The organism is Gordonia polyisoprenivorans (genome assembly GCF_017654315.1).
GTDB lineage: Bacteria > Actinomycetota > Actinomycetes > Mycobacteriales > Mycobacteriaceae > Gordonia > Gordonia polyisoprenivorans_A.
Genome location: NZ_CP072203.1, coordinates 3,575,255 through 3,597,982 on the forward strand (window position 1 = coordinate 3,575,255; position 22,728 = coordinate 3,597,982).

The 22,728-nt window shown below is 67.3% G+C and carries 18 protein-coding genes; 14 read left to right on the top strand and 4 right to left on the bottom strand.

The window, feature by feature from the left end; all coding sequences use genetic code 11:
* The first annotated feature begins 66 nt into the window (after nucleotides 1-66).
* The 5 genes from J6U32_RS16055 to J6U32_RS16075 all read left to right on the top strand — a co-directional run bounded on the left by J6U32_RS16055 (nucleotide 67) and on the right by J6U32_RS16075 (nucleotide 4,242).
* Nucleotides 67-819: an MSMEG_4193 family putative phosphomutase gene (locus tag J6U32_RS16055; protein ID WP_208791211.1), complete on the top strand. Its 753-nt coding sequence runs from the start codon at nucleotides 67-69 to the stop codon at nucleotides 817-819.
* A gap of 27 nt (nucleotides 820-846) precedes the next feature.
* On the top strand, nucleotides 847-1,560 hold the full coding sequence (locus J6U32_RS16060; RefSeq protein WP_208791212.1) for a DUF3090 domain-containing protein: 714 nt from the start codon (nucleotides 847-849) through the stop codon (nucleotides 1,558-1,560).
* Nucleotides 1,561-1,617: 57 nt separating this feature from the next.
* Nucleotides 1,618-2,511, top strand: a complete 894-nt coding sequence (locus J6U32_RS16065) for an SCO1664 family protein (RefSeq protein WP_208791213.1) — start codon at nucleotides 1,618-1,620, stop codon at nucleotides 2,509-2,511.
* Nucleotides 2,512-2,621: 110 nt separating this feature from the next.
* Nucleotides 2,622-3,863 (top strand): cysteine--1-D-myo-inosityl 2-amino-2-deoxy-alpha-D-glucopyranoside ligase, encoded by a 1,242-nt coding sequence (gene mshC, locus J6U32_RS16070; protein WP_208791214.1) that lies wholly within the window; start codon nucleotides 2,622-2,624, stop codon nucleotides 3,861-3,863.
* A gap of 70 nt (nucleotides 3,864-3,933) precedes the next feature.
* The gene (locus J6U32_RS16075) at nucleotides 3,934-4,242 is read left to right on the top strand and encodes a hypothetical protein (protein ID WP_006370142.1); all 309 of its coding nucleotides are present in this window, start codon (nucleotides 3,934-3,936) and stop codon (nucleotides 4,240-4,242) included.
* Nucleotides 4,243-4,245: 3 nt separating this feature from the next.
* On the opposite strand, the gene J6U32_RS16080 is transcribed toward J6U32_RS16075, so the two are convergent.
* Complete coding sequence (locus tag J6U32_RS16080; protein WP_208791215.1) at nucleotides 4,246-5,127, bottom strand: PAC2 family protein; 882 nt, start codon at nucleotides 5,125-5,127, stop codon at nucleotides 4,246-4,248.
* Between the two features lie 50 nt (nucleotides 5,128-5,177).
* On the opposite strand from J6U32_RS16080, the gene metH reads away from it, so the two are divergent.
* Nucleotides 5,178-8,789: a methionine synthase gene (gene metH / locus J6U32_RS16085; protein ID WP_208791216.1), complete on the top strand. Its 3,612-nt coding sequence runs from the start codon at nucleotides 5,178-5,180 to the stop codon at nucleotides 8,787-8,789.
* A 29-nt stretch (nucleotides 8,790-8,818) separates the two neighbouring features.
* Here the strand turns inward: metH and J6U32_RS16090 are convergent, their stop codons facing one another.
* On the bottom strand, nucleotides 8,819-9,742 hold the full coding sequence (locus J6U32_RS16090; RefSeq protein WP_208791217.1) for a manganese-dependent inorganic pyrophosphatase: 924 nt from the start codon (nucleotides 9,740-9,742) through the stop codon (nucleotides 8,819-8,821).
* A 130-nt stretch (nucleotides 9,743-9,872) separates the two neighbouring features.
* Between J6U32_RS16090 and J6U32_RS16095 the strand changes: the two genes are divergently transcribed.
* From J6U32_RS16095 to hisG, 4 genes are all read left to right on the top strand, one after another.
* Nucleotides 9,873-11,339, top strand: a complete 1,467-nt coding sequence (locus J6U32_RS16095; protein ID WP_244332026.1) for a hypothetical protein — start codon at nucleotides 9,873-9,875, stop codon at nucleotides 11,337-11,339.
* Nucleotides 11,340-11,390: 51 nt separating this feature from the next.
* Entirely contained in the window at nucleotides 11,391-12,074 is a 684-nt protein-coding gene (locus J6U32_RS16100) for an HAD family hydrolase (RefSeq protein ID WP_208791218.1), read from the top strand.
* A gap of 6 nt (nucleotides 12,075-12,080) precedes the next feature.
* A complete protein-coding gene (locus J6U32_RS16105) occupies nucleotides 12,081-12,344 on the top strand; it encodes a phosphoribosyl-ATP diphosphatase (RefSeq protein ID WP_006370149.1) in 264 nt (87 codons plus the stop codon).
* Nucleotides 12,345-12,413: 69 nt separating this feature from the next.
* Nucleotides 12,414-13,259 carry an ATP phosphoribosyltransferase gene (gene hisG, locus J6U32_RS16110; protein WP_006370150.1) on the top strand — a complete coding sequence of 282 codons (846 nt, stop codon included), beginning with the start codon at nucleotides 12,414-12,416 and terminating at the stop codon, nucleotides 13,257-13,259.
* A gap of 48 nt (nucleotides 13,260-13,307) precedes the next feature.
* Here the strand turns inward: hisG and J6U32_RS16115 are convergent, their stop codons facing one another.
* Nucleotides 13,308-14,141 (bottom strand): thioesterase family protein, encoded by an 834-nt coding sequence (locus J6U32_RS16115; RefSeq protein WP_208796163.1) that lies wholly within the window; start codon nucleotides 14,139-14,141, stop codon nucleotides 13,308-13,310.
* Nucleotides 14,142-14,405: 264 nt separating this feature from the next.
* Between J6U32_RS16115 and J6U32_RS16120 the strand changes: the two genes are divergently transcribed.
* A complete protein-coding gene (locus J6U32_RS16120; protein WP_208791219.1) occupies nucleotides 14,406-15,974 on the top strand; it encodes a PE-PPE domain-containing protein in 1,569 nt (522 codons plus the stop codon).
* 29 nt (nucleotides 15,975-16,003) lie between these two features.
* On the opposite strand, the gene J6U32_RS16125 is transcribed toward J6U32_RS16120, so the two are convergent.
* Nucleotides 16,004-16,918 (bottom strand): RecB family exonuclease, encoded by a 915-nt coding sequence (locus J6U32_RS16125; protein WP_208791220.1) that lies wholly within the window; start codon nucleotides 16,916-16,918, stop codon nucleotides 16,004-16,006.
* Between the two features lie 236 nt (nucleotides 16,919-17,154).
* Between J6U32_RS16125 and J6U32_RS16130 the strand changes: the two genes are divergently transcribed.
* From J6U32_RS16130 to J6U32_RS16140, 3 genes are all read left to right on the top strand, one after another.
* Nucleotides 17,155-17,985, top strand: coding sequence for a tRNA (adenine-N1)-methyltransferase (locus J6U32_RS16130; RefSeq protein WP_208791221.1), 831 nt, complete (start codon nucleotides 17,155-17,157; stop codon nucleotides 17,983-17,985).
* A 173-nt stretch (nucleotides 17,986-18,158) separates the two neighbouring features.
* Nucleotides 18,159-19,976, top strand: coding sequence for a proteasome ATPase (arc, locus tag J6U32_RS16135; RefSeq protein ID WP_208791222.1), 1,818 nt, complete (start codon nucleotides 18,159-18,161; stop codon nucleotides 19,974-19,976).
* A gap of 192 nt (nucleotides 19,977-20,168) precedes the next feature.
* Nucleotides 20,169-22,718: an FHA domain-containing protein gene (locus J6U32_RS16140; protein ID WP_208796164.1), complete on the top strand. Its 2,550-nt coding sequence runs from the start codon at nucleotides 20,169-20,171 to the stop codon at nucleotides 22,716-22,718.
* The last annotated feature ends 10 nt before the right edge of the window (nucleotides 22,719-22,728 follow it).

Here is a 22,728-nt window from a genome sequence, read left to right on the forward strand (position 1 = left end):
TGGCGGTGTCGGCTCGCTCACCGGTACCGATGTGCTGTGTTTCCTGCGGATGCATAAGGTTGGGGGATGACCGTGATCCTCGTGCGCCACGGACGTTCCACGGCCAACACCTCCGGGGTGCTCGCGGGACGCACTCCCGGCGTGGCCCTCGATGACAAGGGCCGGGGGCAGGCTGCCGAACTCGTCGATCGCCTGCAGCCGTGCCTGACCGCGATCACCGCGGTGGCCCGGTCACCGCTGCAGCGGTGCGCCGAGACCATGAGCCCGCTGCTGGCCGCCCTCGCCGAGGCGGGTCACGAGGTGCCGGAGATCGTCGTCGACGATCTCGCCGAGGTCGACTACGGCGCGTGGACGAACCGCACGATCGGCGAGTTGCTGAAGGAACCGCTGTGGAAGACCGTCCAGCAGCATCCGTCCGCGGCGGTCTTTCCCGACGGTGAGGGCCTCGCCGGCGTGCAGGCACGTGCGGTGGCCGCGGTTCGTGCGCTCGACCGCGAGTACGGCGGGTCGGACGGGGCCGGGGTGTGGGTGGCCTGCTCGCACGGCGACGTGATCAAGGCGATCGTCGCCGACGCCATGGGGATGCATCTCGATTCGTTCCAGCGCATCGTCGTCGAGCCCGCATCGGTGAGCATCATCCGCTACGGCAACACCCGGCCCTACGTCCACACGGTGAACTCGACGAAGACCTTGTCGGTGCCGATCCGGCCACCGGCGTCCAACGATGCGGTGGTCGGCGGCGACACCGGCTCCGACGACGCGTCCACCGATGCGCAGCCGGAGGCGCCGGTGGCCGCGGGGACCGGCCGGGACGGATAATGACCACACAGCGTAAGGAGGTGGGTGATGTCACGAGCGATACACGTGTTCCGCAGTCCTGACCGATTCGTCGCGGGTACCGTCGGGCAGCCCGGTGACCGCACGTTCTACCTCCAGGCCGTGCATGAGGCGCGCATCATCAGCGTCGTTCTGGAGAAGCAGCAGGTCCAGATTCTCGCCGAACGGATCGGCGCCCTGCTCGAGGAGATCCATCGGCGGTTCGGGACCCCGATTCCGCCGGAGGCCGAGCAGGTCAGCGACCTCAGCCCGCTCGTCATGCCCGTCGATGCCGAGTTCCGGGTCGGCACGATGGGATTGGGGTGGGATGCCGAGTCCGAGGCGGTCGTCGTGGAGTTGCTCGCCATCACCGAGGGCGAGTTCGACGAGAGTGTGGTGCTCGACGACACCGACGAGGGCCCGGACGCGGTCCGCGTGTTCCTCACCACACGCGCCGCACGCGAGTTCGCCGCCCGATCCACCCGGGTGATCTCGGCGGGCCGGCCCCCGTGTCCGCTCTGTGGCGAACCGCTCGACGACCAAGGACACCTTTGTGTCCGGACCAACGGCTACAAGCGGGATGCCGAACTGAGCAAGTCGCTGGATTTCATCGATCCGGAGGTGTTCAACGGGCTCACCGACGGTCCGCCGCTGCTCGGTGACGATGAGGATCCGTCGTCGGAGGATCCGGGCGGCGGTAGCGGCGACGATCCCGACACAGGCCCGGAGGGTGGCTCCCGATGACCGCGGCGACGGCGCCGTGACCGAGCGCCGGACCGAGCACCAGAGCGCGGCCGCGCCATGAGCGTCGGGGGCGCTTCCGGTGTGCCGCAACCCGCTTCGCACCCTGAGCCGGGGGGCGACGCGGCCCACGACACCGATGTCGCCGATGATGGCGTGCTGCGCGACGGTGAACTCACGATCATCGGCCGCATCCCGACGGCCAGCAATGCGACCCTGGTGTGCGACGCCGTCGTCGGGGATCGCGCGGTTCGATGTGTCTACAAACCGGTGCGCGGCGAGATCCCGCTGTGGGACTTCCCCGACGGAACCCTGGCCGGACGAGAGGTCGCGTCCTATCTGATCTCGCAGGCGCTGCACTGGGACTCGATTCCGACGACCGTGCTGCGCGATGGACCGCTCGGGGTGGGGATGGTGCAGCGGTGGATCGACACCCCGGACCCCGATGATCCCGGGTTGCCCGCTCCGAGAATCGATCTGGTGGATCTCTGTCCGGTCGATGCGGTGCCCGACGGATATCGGTCCATTCTGCGTGCCCTGGACGGGCGGGGCGAACCGGTCGAATTGGTGCATGCCGACGATCCGCGTCTGCTGCGTATGGCCGTGCTCGACGTGCTCCTCAACAATGCCGACCGCAAGGGCGGTCACGTGCTCGAAGGGCTCGATGGCGGGGTCTACGGCGTCGATCACGGCATCTGTCTGCACAGCGAGGACAAGCTGCGCACGGTGCTGTGGGGTTGGGCGGGCGAAGCGGTTCCGGCGCATCTGCTCGCCAATGTCGTCGAGCTCGCCGAGGCACTGGAAACCGAGTCATCGGCATTGCGCGCCGACCTGGTCCGGCACATCACCGTCGACGAGATCGACGCGTTGACCATCCGCGTGTTGGTACTCGCCGAGACCGAGACCATGCCGCTACCTCCGGGCCACCGGCCCATTCCCTGGCCCCCGTTCTGATCGGTGGCTCACCGCAGGTGCCTGCGGTGAGACGGGTGCAGCGCACACCCGCCTCGATGGCCCGTGGCCCCCGTCCGTGGTCCCTCGCGTGCCCGCCATACAGTGGACTCATGCATTCGTGGCCCGATCCCGCGGTTCCCGCCGTTCCCGGCGCCGGACCCGCGCTCCGACTCTTCGACACCGCCGGCGCTGCGGTCCGCCCCGTCGCCCCGGGCCCCACGGCCACCATGTACGTGTGCGGGATCACCCCGTACGACGCCACCCATCTGGGGCATGCCGCAACGTATCTGACCTTCGACATGGTCAATCGCGTCCTGCGCGATCAGGGTCACGACGTGCACTACGTGCAGAACATCACCGACGTCGACGACCCGCTCTTCGAGCGCGCCGAACGCGACGGGGTGGACTGGCGCGATCTCGGCAGCGAGCAGATACAGCTGTTCCGCGACGACATGACCGCGCTACGGGTGCTCCCACCTCGCGACTACATCGGCGCGATGGAATCGGTCGGCGAGGTCGTGGAGATGGTCGGCAAACTCCTGGCCTCGGGGGCGGCCTACGTCGTCGACGATCCCGAATACCCCGACGTCTACTTCCGGATCGATGCCACCGAACAGTTCGGCTACGAGTCCGGTTACGACCGGGAGACGATGCTGCGGTTCTTCGCCGAGCGCGGCGGGGACCCGGATCGCGCGGGCAAACGGGACCGGCTCGACGCGGTGCTCTGGCGTGCCGAACGACCCGGCGAACCCGCCTGGGATGCGCCGTTCGGGCGTGGACGGCCCGGCTGGCACATCGAGTGTTCGGCGATCGCACTGAACCGGCTCGGCGTCGAGTTCGACATCCAGGGGGGCGGCAACGACCTGATCTTCCCGCATCACGAGTTCTCCGCCGCACACGGCGAGGCGTTGACCGGTTCCCGGCGTTTCGCACGGCATTACGTCCACACCGGCATGGTCGGGCTCGACGGCGAGAAGATGTCCAAGAGCCGCGGGAACCTCGTCTTCGTCTCGCGGCTGCGCGCGCAGGGTGTCGACCCGGCCGCGATTCGGCTCGCGCTGCTCGCCGATCACTACCGCGGCGACCGGATGTGGACCGATGCCGTCCTGACGACCGGCACCGAGCGGCTCGCGCGCTGGCGACGTGCCGTAGCCGGCGGCCGGGGTCCGGATGCGACGCCGGTGATCGAACGGATTCGGGTACACCTCGCCGACGACCTCGACACCCCGAAGGCCCTCGACGCGATCGACGGCTGGTGCCGTGACGTGGAGCAGGGGATCGGCGGGGACACCGTGGCGCCGGATGCGCTCGCCACCGCGGTCGACGCGCTGCTCGGTGTGAGCCTGGCCTGACTGCTCGGCCCGACCCGTCGAAGGCGACCTCGGCTGGTTCTCGGGGCGGCCGGGTGAGTAAGGTTTGCGCGTGGCTCGCGTGCAGGAGATCAATCCCGACACCGCAACCGGCGTGTGGACCGTGCAGACCCGGACGTCGACCTACCTCATCGACTTCGACGAGATGACGCTGCTGCGCGCACCCGGTGTGGGCAGCACCGACAGCGAGGAGTGGGCGGTGAGCACGCTGCGCCGCGACTCCGAGGACATCCCGCTGCTCGGGGTGAAGTCCTGCCGGGTCGGGGAGTCCGCCCAGTTCTGGGTGCGCGCCGCCGACGACCCCGACGTCCGTACGTGGCGGATCACCACTCCGGTCGTGTCGATCGAACGGATCGGCTGAGGGTCAGCCGCCGAACGATCCCGGCCCGCCACGCCTCTTGAGGTAGCGCTCGAATTCCGCGGCCAGGGCGTCCCCGTCGATCTTGGCCATCACCTCGTCGGTGTCGATCTCGGCGTCGCCGCGCTCCTCGAGCCCGCGGACGTAGTCGGCGATCTCCTCGTCGTCCTCGGTCATCTCGGTGACCGCCTGCTCCCACTCCTCGGCCTGCTCGGGCAGCGTACCCAGCGGCACCTCGATGTCGAGTACCTCTTCGACACGGTTGAGGAGGGCGACCGTCGCCTTCGGATTCGGCGGGGTCGAGACGTAATGGGGGACCGCCGCCCAGAACGCCACCGCGGGCAGACCGGCCTGCACGAACAGGTCCTGCAGCACCCCGGTGATGCCGGTGGGTCCCTCGTAGCGGCTTTCGGCGAGGTTGTACCGGGCGGCCGCCTCACTGCTGTAGGCACTGCCGGTGACCGGCACCGGTCGGGTGTGCGGGGTGTCGGCGAGCAGGGCGCCGAGCATGACCGTGGTCTCGACGTCGAGGGCCTCGGCGCAGGAGACGATCTCGGCGCAGAAACCACGCCACCGCATGTTGGGTTCGATACCGCGCACGAGTACGATGTCCCGGTCGGCCCCTTGCGGGCTGCAGTAGGAAATGGACGTGGTCGGCCAGTCGATTCGGCGGGTCACCCCGTCGATCTGTTTGATCGTCGGACGATTCACCTGGAAGTCGTAGTAGTCGTCGGAATCGATCTCCGCCAGCGGACGCGCGTCCCACATGAGCGCGAGATGCTCCACGGCGCTGCTCGCGGCATCGCCGGCATCGTTCCAGCCCTCGAATGCGGCCAGCAGGATGGGTTTGCGCAAGCGGGGAAGGTTCGACATCTGCTCGGCGTTCACTGATCCAGCCTACGACCGAACCCAAGAGAGAGCGAACTACTCTGAACACCATGTCGTCGCACACGCCGAACCCGGGAAACCACGACACCACCTTCCTGTCGGCCATGGCGCGCCGCGTGTTGGTCGGCGACGGCGCGATGGGGACCATGCTGCAGGCAGCCGACCTCACACTCGACGATTTCGCAGGTCTCGAAGGCTGCAACGAGATCCTCAACGACACCCGTCCCGACGTCCTCGAGCAGATCCATCGTGCCTACTTCGAGGCCGGCGCCGATGCGGTGGAAACCAACACCTTCGGCTGCAACCTGTCCAACCTCGGTGATTACGACATCGCCGACCGCATTCGTGAGCTGTCCTACAAGGGGACGGCGATCGCGCGTGGGGTCGCCGACGAGATGGGACCCTCGTCCGACGGAACCGCCCGATTCGTCCTCGGATCCATCGGTCCGGGAACCAAACTCCCCAGTCTCGGGCACACGACCTTCGGTGTGATCCGCGACGCCTACTTCGAATGCGTCGCCGGCATGCTCGAGGGGGGCGCCGACGCCGTCCTTATCGAGACCTCGCAGGATCTGCTGCAGGTCAAGGCCGCGGTGGTCGCCGCGCGTGCGGCGATGGACGAGCTCGGCCGACGTATCCCGATCATCTCCCACGTCACCGTGGAAACCACCGGAACGATGCTGCTCGGCTCCGAGATCGGCGCCGCGCTCGCCGCCATCGAGCCGCTCGGCGTCGACATGATCGGCCTCAACTGTGCGACCGGGCCCGCGGAGATGAGCGAGCATCTGCGCTACCTGTCCCGCCACGCCCGGATCCCGGTGTCGGTGATGCCCAATGCGGGGCTGCCACAACTGGGGCCCAACGGTGCCGAGTATCCGCTGCAGCCCGACGAATTGGCCTCGGCGCTGAGCACTTTCGTCGGTGAGTTCGGACTGGCCTTCGTCGGTGGATGCTGCGGGACCACACCCGAACACATCCGGCAGGTGGCCGCCGCGGTCGCCGAGACCACCAAGGCCGATCGCGCCCCGGCACACATCTCGGAGACGTCCTCGCTCTACTCCGCGGTCCCGTTCGACCAGGACGCCAGCTTCCTGGTGATCGGCGAGCGCACGAACTCCAATGGCTCCAAGGCATTTCGTGAGGCGATGCTCGCCGAGGACTATCAGCACTGCCTCGACATCGCCAAGGAGCAGACCCGCGACGGCGCCCACATGCTCGACCTCAACGTCGACTACGTGGGCCGTGACGGTGCGGCGGACATGACCGCCCTGGCGAGTCGTTTCGCGACGTCGTCGACGCTGCCCATCATGCTGGATTCGACCGAACCGGAGGTCATCCGCGCCGGACTCGAAGCGCTCGGCGGCCGATGCGCGGTCAACTCGGTGAACTACGAGGACGGCGACGGTCCGGAGTCGCGGTTCTCGCGCATCATGGCGCTGGTCGTCGAACACGGTGCTGCGGTGGTCGCACTGACCATCGACGAGGAGGGTCAGGCGCGCACCGCGGACTGGAAGATCCGCGTCGCGCAACGCCTGATCGCCGACATCACCGGTAACTGGGGCCTCGCCGAGGAGGACATCATCCTCGACACCCTCACCTTCCCGATCTCGACCGGGCAGGAGGAGGTCCGCCGCGACGGCATCGAGACCATCGAGGCGATCCGCCGGCTGCACGAGGCGCACCCCGACGTGCACTTCACCCTGGGGATCTCGAACATCTCCTTCGGCTTGAACCCGGCGGCGCGGCAGGTGCTCAACTCGGTGTTCCTGCACGAATGTGTGCAGGCCGGACTCGACACGGCGATCGTGCACGCGTCGAAGATCCTGCCGATGAACAAGATTCCCGACGAGCAGCGCGATGTCGCGCTCGATCTGGTCTACGACCGTCGCGGCCCGGCGGGCACACGCAGCGAGGGCCGCGAGGACTACGACCCGCTGCAGAAGCTGATGGAGTTGTTCGAGGGCGTCTCGGCGGCCTCGGCCCGCGAATCGCGCGCGCAGGAACTCGCACGCCTGCCACTGTTCGAACGACTCGAGCGACGCATCGTCGACGGTGAACGCAACGGCCTCGAGGCCGATCTCGACGAGGCGATGACCCAGAAGCCGCCGCTGGAGATCATCAACGAGACCCTGCTGTCCGGGATGAAGACCGTCGGTGAGTTGTTCGGCTCCGGTCAGATGCAGCTGCCGTTCGTGTTGCAGTCCGCCGAGGTGATGAAAACCTCGGTGGCACATCTGGAACCGCACATGGAGGCCACCGGCGAGGACGGCAAGGGCCGCATCGTGCTGGCCACCGTGAAGGGCGATGTGCACGACATCGGCAAGAATCTCGTCGACATCATCCTGTCCAACAACGGGTACGAGGTCGTCAACATCGGTATCAAACAACCGATCTCGACGATCCTCGAGGTCGCCGAGGACAAGCGCGCCGACGTGATCGGCATGTCGGGCCTGCTGGTCAAGTCGACGGTGGTGATGAAGGAGAACCTCGAGGAGATCAACGCCCGCGGGCTCGCCGACAACTACCCGGTGCTCCTCGGCGGTGCCGCGCTGACCCGCGCCTACGTCGAGAACGACCTCTCCGACACCTACGAGGGGCAGGTGCATTACGCGCGGGATGCCTTCGAGGGCTTGCGGTTGATGGACGAGATCATGGCACTCAAGCGGGGCGGTGGGTCGGTCCCCGAGAGCGCCGATTCGCTCGCCGCGGCGAAGAAGGCGGCCGAACGCAAGGCGCGACACGAACGCTCGCAACGGATCGCGGCCAAACGCAAGGCCGCCGAGACGCCCGTGGAGGTGCCCGCACGCTCGGATGTCATCGCCGACAACGAGATCCCGACCCCGCCGTTCTGGGGCACCCGGATCATCAAGGGAATCCCGGTCGCGGACTATCTCCAGCTACTCGACGAGCGCGCACTGTTCCTGGGGCAGTGGGGATTACGCGGCGCGCGCGGGGGCAACGGCCCCACCTACGAAGAACTCGTCGAGACCGAGGGCCGACCCCGTCTGCGGGAATGGATCGATCGTCTCTCGACCGAGGGCATCCTCGCGCACGCCGCGGTGGTCTACGGCTACTTCCCGGCGGTCAGTGACGGCGATGTGGTGCACATACTCACCGAGCCGACACCCGATGCGCCGACCCGGTTCTCGTTCACCTTCCCGCGGCAGCAGCGGTCACGATTCCTGTGCATCGCCGACTTCGTCCGCTCCCGCGAGGCGGCCGTGGCCGACGGGCGCGTCGACGTGTTGCCGTTCCAGCTGGTGACGATGGGACAGCCGATCGCCGACTTCGCCAACGAGTTGTTCGCACGTGACGCCTACCGCGACTATCTCGAGGTGCACGGGATCAGCGTGCAGCTCACCGAGGCGCTGGCCGAGTACTGGCATCAGCGGGTCCGTGGGGAACTGGCGTTCGCCGACCGCGCCGTCGACGCCGAGGATCCCGACAACGCGCAGGGCTTCTTCGACCTCGAATACCGTGGCGCGCGTTTCTCATTCGGGTACGGGGCATGCCCCGACCTCGAGGACCGCGTCAAGATGATGGAGCTCCTCGAGCCCGAACGCATCGGTGTGCATCTGTCGGAGGAACTGCAGCTGCATCCCGAGCAGTCGACCGATGCCTTCGTGCTGCACCACCCGGAGGCCAAGTACTTCAACACCTGAGTACGTCACCACCTGAGCACGGCGCGGGTTCAGCGCAGGGCCGCGGTCAGCGGCGGCACCACCTGCTTCTTGCGGGAGACCACTCCCGGCAGGTGTGCGTGGCCGTCGACGACGGTGACCGAGAAGGACTTCTCGACCGCGGCAACGGGTTCGCCGACCACGAGGAGTTCGGAATCCCCGCGGAGCACGTCGGTGACGAACAGCAGCAACAGATCCTCACCCGCCCGGACGCGCTCGGCCTCCATAGCCGCGAGGAACTCGTCGCGCCGGTCGAGGACCTCGGTGGGATCGGTGCTCGAGATCTGCGACAGACGTACCTGCGTGGCGCCCAGCGTGTAGCTCTTCGCGTCCCGGTCGATGAGTTCGGCGGCTCCGAGATCGCCGAGCGCGGCGCCGGCCCGCAGCAGTGCGTCGCCGTAGGTGTCGAGGTCGATCCCGGCGACGCCGGCGAGCTCGGCCGCAACGCGGCGGTCGTCGTCGGTGGTGGTGGGGGAGCGCAGCAGCAGGGTGTCGGAGATGATGGCCGACACCATCATCCCGGCGATCGCCCGGGGGATCGGCACCTCGTTCTCCGCGTACATGCGGGCCAGGATCGTGCAGGTGCATCCGACGGGTTCGACCCGGAAATACAGCGGGAGGACCGAGGTGAAGTTGGCCACGCGGTGGTGATCGACCACGCGCAAAACGGTCACCTCGTCGATGTCGGCGACACTCTGCTGCCGTTCGTTGTGGTCGACGAGCATCACCTGATCGGTCTCCGGCCGGGCGAGTTCGATGACGGGGGGCACGTCGAGGCCGAAACAGGCCAGCGCATGGGCGGTTTCGGGATTCGGCCGCCCGAGCGCGACCGCCCGGGCGTCGGTGCCGAGAGCCACCTCGAGCCCGGCGAGAGCCAGCGCCGCCGCGATGGCGTCGGTATCGGGATTGCGATGTCCGAACACGAGAACCGTCATGCGGCCGTCCTCACGGTTGCCGGGGTGTGCGAGGCGAACGATACGCTGATCGCCGCGCGCGGGGGCGGGGCCACTCGATTCCCAGCGTGCATCCACCGGCCTCCCAGCTTCGGTGTCCACCCTTGATGTCATGACCTCTGCGACCCTTCCGGACACCGAGGTGTCCGATGCCGGAGATGAGCCGACGACCGACATCGGACTTTCTCGCACCGCGCCGACGTGGGCACGCTGGCTCGTGCTGGGCGCCCTCGTGGCCGTCGCGCTCGCCGTACGGTGGCACTTCCACTCGATGGAGACGATGGATTACCGGGCGTTTCTGTCGCGCTGGTACGAGACGCTCGACACACAGGGCTTCGGGGCGTTCAAGGAGCAGTTCGCCGACTACAACTACCCCTATCTCTACCTGATCTGGTTGCTCACCGTCGTCCACGCTCCGACGCTGATCGGCATCAAGGCACTCTCGGTGACCTTCGATCTGGTCCTGGCCTTCTTCGCCTACCGGATCGTCGCCCTGCGCACCGATCGATTCACCCTGCGTGCCTTGGCTTTCGGCCTGATCCTGTTCTTACCGTCAATGATCGCCAACAGCGCGTGGTGGGGTCAGGCCGACGCCATCTATTCGGCATTCGCGGTGGGCGGTGTCTACTTCTTGCTGCGCGCACAGCGCGAGGGCATCACCCACCGGGCGTATGTCCTGAACTCGTTGTGGGCGTGCACCTTCTTCGGACTGTCGCTGTCGTTCAAGCTGCAGGCCGTCTTCGTGCTGCCGATCCTGGCGTGGATGTTGTTGCGCGGCAGGTTGCCGTGGTACACCCTGGCCGCGATTCCCGCGGTATTCGTCGCCGCGGTGCTTCCCGCCGTGGCGGTGGGCGCCCCGTGGTCGGATGCACTGTCGGTGTATCTGAATCAGACCGACTCCTACAAACAACTCACCCTCGGGGCGGCCAACCCGTACCAACTGATCCCGATTTCCGGCGACGCCACCTGGCTGGCGCATCTGGGCATCGGACTCGCCGCGGCGATCATCGTGGCGTTCCTGGGGTGGTCGGTGTGGAAGAAGCCGCGGGTGACGCCCGCGTCAATCCTCGTGGTGGCCACGGCGTCGGCGGTGATCGTGCCGTTCCTGCTGCCGGCGATGCACGACCGGTACTTCTACATGGCAGAAGTGCTCAGCGTCATCATGGCGTTCTACCTGCCATTGCGCTTCGTGATCATCCCGATTCTCATCCAGGCCACCGCGATCGGTGTGTACCACTCCTCACTGAGCGGGGACCAGGGGCAGGGCTTCGGTGCCGGCCACGGTGTCGGTGGTCAGGGTTCCGGCGGTGGCCAGGGCGCCGGTCGAGAGCACGGCTTCGGCAGAGGACCGGGCGGCGGATGGCACGGCGATACCGGTGGCCGTCCCGGAGCCGGTGCCCCGGGCGGCACCGGAGGAGGTGCGCCCGGCGGACACGGCGGCTCCGGCGGTTACACCTCCGGGCGAGGCGACACCGCACTCGGCATCGACGCGTCGATGATGGGTCTGGCCGCGCTCGGTCTTGTCTGGGCGGTGGCCGACACCCTGCGGCGAGCTCGCGGCGCGGTCATCGGCCGGTGACCGGGATCACCGGATTGGGTGTGATCACCGCTCGTCGGCGATGATTCTCTCGTGCCGACAACCGCCGACCGTCGTACTCCCGACGCCGTCCTCTGGGACATGGACGGCACCCTGCTCGACTCGGAACGCCTGTGGGACATCGCCGTCGCCGAACTATCGCTGCGACACGGCTATCCGATGACCCCGGAACTGCGGGAGTCGACGCTGGGCAACTCCATGGACGACGCACTCGACAAGGTCTACGACGCCGCCGGACTCTCGGCGGCCGGGCGTGATCACGCCCGCGACGAACGCTGGCTGCTCGACCGGGTCGCCGAACTGTTCGCCGACGACCTGCCGTGGCGACCGGGCGCCCGCGAGACGCTCGAACTCGTCGCCGCGGCCGGTATCCCGATGGCACTGGTCACCAACACCGTCCGCGAACTGACCGAACTCGCCCTCGACACCCTCGACCGGCGGTTCTTCGCCGTCACGGTGTGCGGCGACGAGGTTGCCGCGGGCAAGCCGGCACCGGATCCGTATCTGCGGGCCGCGGACCTCCTCGGCGTCGATGCCCGCCGATGCCGAGCGGTCGAGGATTCGCCGACCGGGACCTCCTCGGCGACCGCAGCCGGGTGTACGACGCTCGTGGTGCCCTCGACGGCACCAGTCCCGCCGGGTCCGCTGCGGGAGTTCCGGACCTCGCTCGTCGGGGTCACCCTCACCGAACTCCGAACAGTCCACGTGCGAGGATAGGAACTCGTGAAAACCTTCGACGAGCTGTTCGCCGAGCTGACCGACAAGGCGCAGACCCGGCCGGCCGGCAGCGGAACCGTCGCCGCCCTCGACGCGGGCGTGCACACCCTCGGCAAGAAGATCATCGAGGAGGCCGGCGAGGTGTGGCTCGCCGCCGAGCACGAGTCCGATGAGTCGCTCGGTGAGGAGATCTCCCAGCTCATCTACTGGTTGCAGGTGATGATGATCAAGCGCGGTCTCTCGCCGGCCGACGTCTACCGCCATCTGTAGGTCGCGCCCGATCCGGCGCGGCCCATCGCCCGTCATCCCCTCAGCTCACCAGCTACCCCTGGAGTGATCATGCTGCGAGTCGCAGTACCCAACAAAGGCGCGTTGTCGGAGTCGGCGGCCGCCGTCCTGGCCGAGGCCGGCTACCGCAAGCGGACCGACAGCAAGGACCTGACCGTCCTCGACATCGCCAACGACGTCGAATTCTTCTTTCTGCGCCCCAAGGACATCGCCATCTATGTCGGTGCCGGGACCCTCGACTTGGGGATCACCGGCCGCGACCTCGCTCGCGACTCGGGCGCCGAGGTCGACGAGGAACTCGCCATGGGGTTCGGCAGCTCCACCTTTCGCTATGCGGCACCCGGCGATCAGGAGTGGACCGTCGCCGACCTCGCAGGCAAGCGGATCGCGACGTCGTATCCGAATCTGGTCCGCGCCGACCTGGCCTCGCGCGGACTCGAGGCCGAGATCATCCGCCTCGACGGCGCGGTCGAGATCTCGATCCAGCTCGGCGTGGCCGATGCGATCGCCGACGTCGTCGGATCCGGACGGACGCTGCGTCAGCACGGACTGGCCGCATTCGGAGAGTCGCTGTGCGACTCCGAGGGCGTGCTGATCAGCCGCGCCGGTACCGACACCGACAAGCGCGCACGGCAATTCGTCAAGCGTGTGCAGGGCGTGGTGTTCGGTCAGCAGTACGTGATGATCGACTACGACTGCCCCCGCGGCATCTTCGATCAGGCCATCGCGCTGACCCCGGGCCTCGAGTCGCCGACCGTCTCACCGATGGCCGACCCGGACTGGGTCGCGGTGCGCGCGATGGTCCCGCGCAAGAGCCACCAGAACCTGATGGACGAACTCTCCGAACTCGGTGTGCGGGCGATCCTCGCCTCCGACATCCGGTCCTGCCGGTTCTGAGCAGTCGACACTGTTCGGCCGGGCGCCGCAGCGGAGCCGGTGAGTCGCTCAACGCCCGTCGAGCAGTACCGTCTGCGCGGACCGTCCGATGAATCCGTCCGCGTCGTAGAGGTCGGCGAAGGTCGCGCCGAATCCATCGGAGCCCGCGGCCAACTCGGCGTCGATGCCGAGCCATTGCCCGGACGGCACCGCCGAGAAATGCACGGTGGTGTCGGTGTTCATCCACGTCCATTCGTCCGGACGCAATCGGGTGCCGAGGCCGTTGGCGACGTCGACGACGGTCATGATCGATTGCAGATCGGAGATCTTCTCCCCGGCGACGAGCTCGACCGCCGGCCGTAGCCAGACCGCCGGTGTGGCGCCGAGCCTGCCCACGGTCACCGCCGACTCCGTCGACCCGATGAATCCCTCGGTGCCCCAGTCGACCCCGAGCGAGCTGTCCGCGGTGACGCCGACCTTCACATCGATGTCCTCGGGTGTCGGACGCAGCGGCGCCTGGGGGCGCACCGCGATCGTCGAGGTGTCGTGGGCGCGCAGTCGGCACGCCACCGCCCGGGCCACCGGACGATAGGAACCGTCGGGTTGGACGACCTCGAGGTCGGCGGCGACCATGCTGATGCGTCGGCCCGGCCGGATCACCTGCGCCCGAACCCGATTCATCTCGAGCCCGACCGCACCCAGGATCTCGGTGGTCACCCGGGTGAAGTGCATCGACTTCTCCGGCGCCGCGTGCTCGAGCGCCCGCATCAACAGTCCGGTCGGAGGACCGCCGTGCTGGATATCCGACGACCACGGACTGATGGTCGCCGACGTCGGTCGAAAGTACTCGAACCCGTCCGAACCCGAACCCTCCGGAACGTAGTAACTGGTCTCCACAGCCAGAGCCTATGCGAGTCGGCATAGTCCGCTCCGGGGTGGGGTACGGGCCGCGAATCGGTGTCGGTTGAACGATCGCAACTGTTCGTTCGATCGGGTGAATATTCACGGACTCGCACCACGATCGGCCGATCAAACGTCCAGGATGAACTTCGTTCACCACCATCGATCCGATCATGTTGATCACGAACAGCGGGCAACACGACTCATCGATGGGAGCCCTGGTGGATCCGCGACGTCCACGCGGTGATCGATCGAGGGGAAGACGTCTTGTACGGAGTACGAAAGGCGGTCGCGAGTACGGCCGCCGGATGCGCGCTGTGTCTCGGTGCGGTCGTCCCGATGACCCTGTCGGCAACGGTTGCCCACGCCGGCGTGGATTCGGTTGTCAGGGGCCTGGTCGACTCCGAGGTGGTGAGTTATGCCTTCGCCGACGACTGCCCGGTCCCGCCCGATGCCGATGACACCTCGATCAACCCGGACTGTCCGGACTGGCTGGGCACGCACGATCCGCATGCGGATCGCAGCACCATCATCGTGGTGACCCCGGGTACCGACGACGGCACGTTGTATCCGCGGATCAAGGGGATGCGCGCCGGACGGGAAACCGTCGTGGTCAACTACCCGCAGTCGCTGGCGCCCCTCACGTCAGGACAATCCGGCGCGATCCTGCCCATTTTCGCCCCGCCCTATGACCAGTCCCGTGACGTCGCCGTCGAGGGCAACGTCGCCGTGATGAAGGCCTTCCTGGATTCCGGACTCGGCACCCACGTCGTCTACACCGGCTACTCGCAGGGCGCCGAAGCGCTGGGCAACGCCGCCGAACAAGCCGTCGCGTCGGGCTCCATCGACACGGCCAACTCGCACATCATCCTCATCTCCGATCCGCGCTCCCCGTGGGGGTTGAAGGCGTGGGCCGCCGAGCAACCGCTGGTGGGGGCGTTCTTCGAGGCGTTCGGTGCGGAATCCAACGGTGCCCGCGATCCGGGTGCGACGGGCAACCAACTGCCGGTGACCTCGGTGATCGTGGTGGGTGATCCGGTCGCCAACTTCCAGTGGGTCTGGTATCGGCCGGTGAGTTCACTTCTCGTCGACGCGGCAGGCTTCATCACCATCCACTCCGGCATGGGCGCCGACAACTACGGCGACCTCATCGACTACAGCCAGGAACCGACCACGCTCTACAGCCAGGACGGCAACACCACCTACCTCGTCTATCAGCCCGATCACCATCCGCTGACGATGCTGGCGATGCTGGTCAACGACGAACTCGGGATCGGCTACGACACCGCCGACCTCGCACGCTGGGACAAGGTCAACAACGCCTTCTATCCGCTGCAGGGCCCCGCCGTCGACAACGCGGCCGTACCTGTCGTGACCGGCCCGGACCAACGCCCGACGCCGTCGCCACAAGCCCGGATGGCAGCCACACCCGACACCGCTGCGTCGCCGGGTGACAACTCGGCACCGAGCGAAACCACTGCACCCGAACAGGATTCGGCGCTCACGGCACCGACGACCTCCGGGCGACATCGAGCACCCGAGGCGCCCGGCGACGACCAGACATCCGCCACCCAGACCGGGACCACCCAGACGGGGACCACCGGGACCACGCAGTCCCCGGCCGAGCAGCCCGCACAGGGCGGGGGACGGCACCGCCTACAGGGCAGTGGTCGGCACGCCGACACCGGCACGACGACCTCGGGTTCGACGACCTCGGGTACGACCGGCACGGCAACGACGGGTACAGGAACAACAGGCACGGTCGGCGCAGGTGACGGGGGAGCAGGTGGCGGGGGCTCAGGCGACGGCGCTTCGGGCGCCACCAACGCCGGGTGATCTGACACACCACCCGGCCGATTGTCGGCTTAGGCCGTGAAACCCGTTGGCGGACCCGGGTATTCGGGAATCTGGCCACCGAACTCGGGGCACCGCTCGTGATGCTCGCAGTAGCGGCACAGACGTGATCGACGGGGCCGGAAGTCGCCGGAGGCGACGGCCGCCCGGATCGCCCGCCAGATCGCCGACAAGGTGCGACCGAAACGCTCGAGTTCGTCGCGATCGGGGGTGTAGGTGAGCACCTGCCCGTCGGAGAGATACATCAGTTGCAGACGGGCGGGGACCACACCCCGAATCCGCAGGATCGCCAGCGCGTAGAACTTCATCTGGAACAGTGCCTTGGCCTCGTAGGCCTCACCGGGCGCGCGGCCGGTCTTGTAGTCGACCACCCGGATCTCCCCGGTGGGTGCGATGTCGATGCGATCGATGAAACCGCGCATGAGCACGTCGTCGGCCTCGATCTCGACGTGTTCCTCCACGGCGGCCGCATCGAAGGCCGTCGGATTCTCCATCCGGTAGTAGTTCTCGATGAGTCCGTGCGCCTCGGCGAGGAAGGCCTCGTGATCACCCGGTCCGATCAGCTCGGCCAGCGACGGATCGGCCTCGCACAACGCCGCCCAGGCACCCTCCACCAGAAAGTCCGCGGACTCCTGTGTGCGCAGAGACGCCGGCATGTCGAAGAGGTTCTCGAGCGCGGCGTGGACGACCGTTCCGCGGGTCTGAGCCTTCGTGGGAGTCTCGGGGAACCTGTCGATCGCACGATAGCGATAGAGCAGCGGGCATTGTTTGAAGTCGGCGGCACGTGAGGGCGACAACGCCAACGGCCGACCGACGAGACCGCGCCCCGAACCCGGCGCGGACACCTCGTCCGCGGCCGGGGCGCCTGCGGCCGAAACGGGTGCAGCGGTGGCCTGGGTGGACCCGGGAGAAACTGTGGTCGTCACATTTGGCAGGGTAGGGCGCGGCTGTGACAAACCCGCGCACATCGGTGACAAACGCCGCAAACGTCGGTGACAAACGCCGCAAACGTCGGTGACAAACGCCGCAAACGTCGGTGACAAACGCCGCGAACGTCGGTGGACACACCGTCAGCATCGGAAACGTCCTGCCACAGTAGACAACACGTGTAACACCAGCCCCGAGAGGACCACCCCACCATGCTGCGCGAGAGCACCACCTGATGGCGTCGAGTGGCGTGTTCGTCGTCGGGGACCGGGTCCAGCTCACCGACGCCAAGGGGCGCAAGTTCACGGTGATCCTGGATACGGGAAAACAGTTCCACACCCACCGCGGCGCGATCGCGCACGACGACCTGATCGGCGCACCCGAGGGCAGCATCGTCGCGGCGACCAGCGGAACCGAATACCTGGCGCTGCGTCCACTACTCGTCGACTACGTCCTGTCGATGCCCCGAGGTGCACAGGTCATCTACCCCAAGGACGCCGCACAGATCGTCACCGAAGGCGACATCTTCCCCGGCGCCCGCGTCCTGGAGGCCGGTGCCGGTTCCGGTGCGCTGACCTGCTCGTTGTTGCGCGCCGTCGGCGAGCGTGGCGAGGTGACCTCGTACGAGATCCGCGAGGATCACGCCGAGCATGCCCAGCGCAATGTCGAGACATTCTTCGGCGGCCATCCGGCGAATTGGTCACTGGTGATCGATGATCTGGCGAATATTGCCGTCACCGAGCAATTCGATCGCGTCATCCTCGACATGCTCGCGCCGTGGGAGCCGCTCGACGTGGTGCGTTCGATCTTGAAACCAGGCGGGGTCTTGACGGTTTATGTGGCGACGGTCACGCAATTGTCGCGTGTCATCGAGGCGCTGCGCGATCAGGAGTGCTGGACCGAGCCACGGGCCTGGGAGTCGCTGGTACGTGATTGGAGCGCGGTGGGCCTCGCGGTCCGCCCCGAACACAAAATGCAAGGACACACCGCGTTTCTGATCACCGCGCGACGACTCGCCGAGGGCACCACCACGCTTCGGCCGCAACGGCGACCCACACGCGGCTGAATCCGCGCACGGCCGAGCCGGAAACATCGCTAATACGTTGCGAAGACGCACATTTAACACACCATCAACATCTCTCCTCGCGCAGTGCACGGCGATTCTTCTCTCCTGCCGGTAGCGTGGTGTTACGGCGCAAGTGCTCCATTGGGAGCGATTGCCGGGGAGAGGAGTCAGCAATGACCGAATCTGATCGCCACGAAGCCTCGGTGGAGAACACGGGCAGCAATGACCCGAGCGAGTCCGCGCATGCGCGCGACGTCGAGGCGGGGGAGACCTTCACCCCTGCCTACACCCCACCTCTGGCCGCGGCCCGCGCGGAACGGGAGCGCTCGGCATTCACCCGGGCCTCGGATCCGAGGGATCTCCAGGATCGCGTCGACAACCTCACCGCCCGCAACGCCAAGCTCCTCGAAACCCTGAAAGAGGCGCGTCAGCAACTCGTCGCCCTGCGCGAAGAGGTCGACCGGCTCGGTCAGCCCCCCAGTGGCTACGGCGTGCTGCTCGAGATCCATCCCGATCAGACCGTCGACGTGTTCACCTCGGGCCGAAAGATGCGCCTGACGTGCTCGCCGAACATCGACACCGAGGTGCTGCACAAGGGGCAGACACTGCGCCTCAACGAGGCGCTGACGATCGTCGAGGCCTGCGACTTCGATTCGGTCGGCGAGATCAGCACGCTGCGTGAGGTTCTCGGTGACGGGAACCGCGCACTCGTCGTCGGGCACGCCGACGAGGAGCGTGTGGTGTGGCTGGCCGAACCGCTGCGCGGCGAGGTCGACGGCGAGGACGGCAAGCGTCGCAAGCTGCGCCCGGGTGACTCCCTGCTCATCGACACCAAGGCGGGCTTCGCCTTCGAGCGCGTTCCCAAGGCCGAGGTCGAGGATCTCGTGCTCGAGGAGGTGCCCGACGTCGGCTACGAGGACATCGGTGGCCTCGGCCGCCAGATCGAGCAGATCCGCGACGCCGTCGAGCTGCCCTTCCTGCACAAGGATCTCTTCCGCGACTACGCGCTGCGTCCGCCCAAGGGTGTGCTGCTCTACGGTCCTCCCGGCTGCGGTAAGACGCTGATCGCCAAGGCGGTGGCCAATTCGCTCGCCAAGAAGATCGCCCAGGTGCGTGGCGACGACGCCAAGGAGGCCAAGTCCTACTTCCTCAACATCAAGGGCCCCGAACTGCTCAACAAGTTCGTCGGCGAGACCGAGCGGCACATCCGCCTGATCTTCCAGCGGGCCCGGGAGAAGGCATCGGAGGGCACACCGGTCATCGTGTTCTTCGACGAGATGGATTCGATCTTCCGGACCCGTGGCTCGGGTGTCTCCTCGGACGTGGAGACCACCGTGGTCCCGCAGCTCCTCAGCGAGATCGACGGTGTCGAAGGCCTCGAGAACGTCATCGTCATCGGTGCCTCCAACCGTGAGGACATGATCGATCCCGCCATCCTGCGACCGGGTCGACTCGACGTGAAGATCAAGATCGAACGCCCCGACGCCGAGTCGGCGATCGACATCTTCTCCAAGTACCTCACCGAGTCACTGCCGGTGCACGCCGACGACCTCGGTGAGTTCGGGGGCGACCGGACCGCATGCCTCGACGCGATGATCGAGAAGGTCGTCGAGCGTATGTACGCCGAGAGCGACGAGAACCGCTTCCTGGAGGTGACCTACGCCAACGGCGACAAGGAGGTCATGTACTTCAAGGACTTCAACTCCGGCGCGATGATCCAGAACGTCGTCGACCGCGCGAAGAAGTACGCCATCAAGTCGCAATTGGACACCGGCGCACCGGGTCTGCGAGTGCAGCACCTGTTCGACTCGATCCTCGACGAGTTCGCCGAGAACGAGGATCTGCCCAACACCACCAACCCCGACGACTGGGCCCGCATCTCGGGCAAGAAGGGCGAGCGGATCGTCTACATCCGCACGCTGGTCACCGGCAAGAGTTCGGGTGCGAGCCGCGCCATCGACACCGAGACCAATACCGGCCAGTACCTGTAGGTCGACTCCGGCCCGAGTCCGGTTCGGCGCTGCCCACTCCCGATTCGGGAGTGGGCAGCGGCCGTTTCACCCCTGTCCGTGTCGTCGGTACCGTCCGTCGGCGTCCCGATTTGTCCGTCATGCACACGACGAGGCGGGGACGGGTGGCCTCGGACGCACTAGAGTCTGTCGGTGATGAACAGCAGCGTCTCGATGATCCCCGGCCGGCTGACGGTTGCCGGGATCACGCACCGACTCGGCGATTCGCCACGGGTTCGTATCGGCCGTACCCCCGACAACGACGTCGTCGTGAACCACCCGCTGGTATCTCGGCATCACCTGTCGATCGAGTGGCGGGGGACCGGCTGGTGGGCGGTCGACGCCGGTAGTACCAACGGCTTCTTCCACGGTCCGCAGCGGGTGTCCGAGCTACCGCTCACCGCGGGCGCAGGCTTCCGGCTCGGTGACGCGACCACCGGCCCGCTCGTCGAGGTGGCGCTCGATGCCCCACCTGTGGCGGGCACCGCCGGGCAGCAGTATGGCACCGCGGCGCGTCCGGGTTCGCCACCGCCACCGCCGCAACCCCCGCGACGCCCTCCGGCGGCGCCGCCGGGCCCGGTGGGGTCCGGTCCACGTCCGGCCGCTGCGGGCTCTTCCCGGATGCCGATGCGCGTACCGGCGCCAGGATCCTATGAACCCGGCGCGGTCGCACCGATGCCCGCCGAACTCGCCGATGCGCCGCACCTGCAGGCACTCAAGCAGAATGTCTCGGCGATCTATCAACTGCCCGGACGCGCCGAACGTCCGGGCCGCGAGACGATCTCGTTGGCGGGCTCGCAGTCGATCGGCCGCACCCCCGACAACGACATCGTCGTCAGCGACGTACTCGCCTCGCGTCACCACGCCCGGGTGTTGTCCCGACCCGACGGTCTCTACATCGAAGACCTCGGAAGCGTCAACGGCACCTATGTCAACGGTCAACGCGTGCAACGGGTTCGGCTGACCGACGGCAACGTCGTCACCATCGGCAACAGCGACTTCGTGGTCTCCGCCGGCAGCCTGATGCGCGGCCAGGCCCAGGATGTGGTCGCCGGTGGCCTCCAGGTCAACGGTGTGAGCCTCGTCGTCGACGGGGGTAAGAAACTCCTGCAGGATGTCGAGTTCTCGGCCCGACCCGGATCACTGACCGCGGTGATCGGGCCCTCGGGTGCGGGCAAGTCGACCGTCTCGCGCATCGTCGCCGGGCTGAATTCGCCGACCAGTGGGCGGGTCACCTTCGAGAACCGCAGCGTCCACGAGGAATACGACTCGCTGCGCACCCGCATCGGCATGGTGCCGCAGAAGGACGTCCTGCACCACAAGCTCACCCTGCGCCAGGCCCTGCGCTATGCCGCCGAGCTGCGTCTGCCACCGGATCTGTCGAAAGCCGACCGCGACAACGTGATCAACGGTGTGCTCGCCGAGTTGCAACTCACCGAGCATGTCGACACACGCGTCGAGAAGCTCTCCGGTGGCCAGCAGAAACGCGCATCGGTGGCGATGGAGTTGCTCACCGGGCCCTCGCTGCTCATCCTCGACGAGCCGACCTCCGGCCTCGATCCGGCCCTCGACCGCCAGGTGATGTCGACGCTGCGACGCCTCGCCGACGCCGGCCGCGTGGTCCTGGTGGTCACCCACTCGCTGACCTACCTGTCGATGTGCGATCAGGTGCTGCTGCTCGCGCCGGGCGGCAAGACCGCCTACTGCGGACCGCCCACACAGGTCGGGGCCGCGATGGGCACCTCGGACTGGGCGGAGATCTTCGCCTTCGTCGCCGATGCCCCCGACACCGCACACATGCGGTATCTGCAGGGCAGGCGCGCGCCCACACCACCGCCCCCGCCGCGGCCGCCGGGCCCGCCGATACCGGTGCCGCAGACCAGCTTCACGCGACAGTCGAGCACGATCGGTCGCCGGCAGGTACGCCTGATCTTCGCCGACGTCGGCTATCTGGCGTTCCTCATCCTGCTCCCGGTGGTGCTCGGATTGCTGACGCTGGTCATCCCGGGCAGCGACGGATTCAACGCCAAGATGGCCGCCGACCCCAACCTGATCCCGCCGCGTCCGGCGGCCAAGGATCCGGTCGAGGCGGTGCAGATCCTCGTCGTGCTGGTGGTGGGGGCGGCGTTCATGGGTGCGGCATTGACGATGCGCGATCTGGTCGGTGAGCGCGACATCTTCGAACGTGAGCGGGCGGTCGGGCTGCGACCCGGCGCCTACCTGTGGGCAAAGGTGGTGGTGTTCTTCATCACCGCGATCCTGCAGAGCGCGGTGATGGTCGCGATCACCTTCGCCGGCCGGGGATTGCCACAGCTCGGTGGTCCGCTGGTGCCGCCACCGGTGGCGTTGTTCGTCGCGATCGCCGCGCTGGCATGCGTGTCCACCCTGGTCGGACTGGCGATCTCGGCGGCGGTTCGCTCGCAGGAGCAGGCGATGCCCCCGCTGGTGATCATCATCATGGTGCAGTTGGTGTTCTGCGGTGGCCTGTTCGCACTGGACAAGCCCGGCCTGCAACAGCTCTCGTGGATCTTCCCGTCCTACTGGGGCTACGTGGCGTCGGCGGGCGCAGTCGATCTGCCCACCATCAATCCCGATGCGACCCAGAAGGTCTCCCTCTGGCAGACCTCACCCGCGCACGCCGGACTGGCATTCGGGGTGCTGCTGGTGATCGCGGTGATCCTCTACCTGTTCACCTACTCGCGTCTGCGGCTCAAGAAGCGCTGAGCCGCAGACG

What these genes read in the sequence shown, in the direction of transcription:
- J6U32_RS16140 (WP_208796164.1), top strand. Translation starts at nt 20,169, where the DNA reads ATGATCCCCGGCCGGCTGACGGTTGCCGGGATCACGCACCGACTCGGC.
- mshC (WP_208791214.1), top strand. Translation starts at nt 2,622, where the DNA reads ATGCATTCGTGGCCCGATCCCGCGGTTCCCGCCGTTCCCGGCGCCGGA.
- metH (WP_208791216.1), top strand. Translation starts at nt 5,178, where the DNA reads ATGTCGTCGCACACGCCGAACCCGGGAAACCACGACACCACCTTCCTG.
- arc (WP_208791222.1), top strand. Translation starts at nt 18,159, where the DNA reads ATGACCGAATCTGATCGCCACGAAGCCTCGGTGGAGAACACGGGCAGC.
- J6U32_RS16055 (WP_208791211.1), top strand. Translation starts at nt 67, where the DNA reads ATGACCGTGATCCTCGTGCGCCACGGACGTTCCACGGCCAACACCTCC.
- J6U32_RS16095 (WP_244332026.1), top strand. Translation starts at nt 9,873, where the DNA reads ATGACCTCTGCGACCCTTCCGGACACCGAGGTGTCCGATGCCGGAGAT.
- J6U32_RS16065 (WP_208791213.1), top strand. Translation starts at nt 1,618, where the DNA reads ATGAGCGTCGGGGGCGCTTCCGGTGTGCCGCAACCCGCTTCGCACCCT.
- hisG (WP_006370150.1), top strand. Translation starts at nt 12,414, where the DNA reads ATGCTGCGAGTCGCAGTACCCAACAAAGGCGCGTTGTCGGAGTCGGCG.
- J6U32_RS16090 (WP_208791217.1), bottom strand. Translation starts at nt 9,742, where the DNA reads ATGACGGTTCTCGTGTTCGGACATCGCAATCCCGATACCGACGCCATC.
- J6U32_RS16130 (WP_208791221.1), top strand. Translation starts at nt 17,155, where the DNA reads ATGGCGTCGAGTGGCGTGTTCGTCGTCGGGGACCGGGTCCAGCTCACC.
- J6U32_RS16060 (WP_208791212.1), top strand. Translation starts at nt 847, where the DNA reads ATGTCACGAGCGATACACGTGTTCCGCAGTCCTGACCGATTCGTCGCG.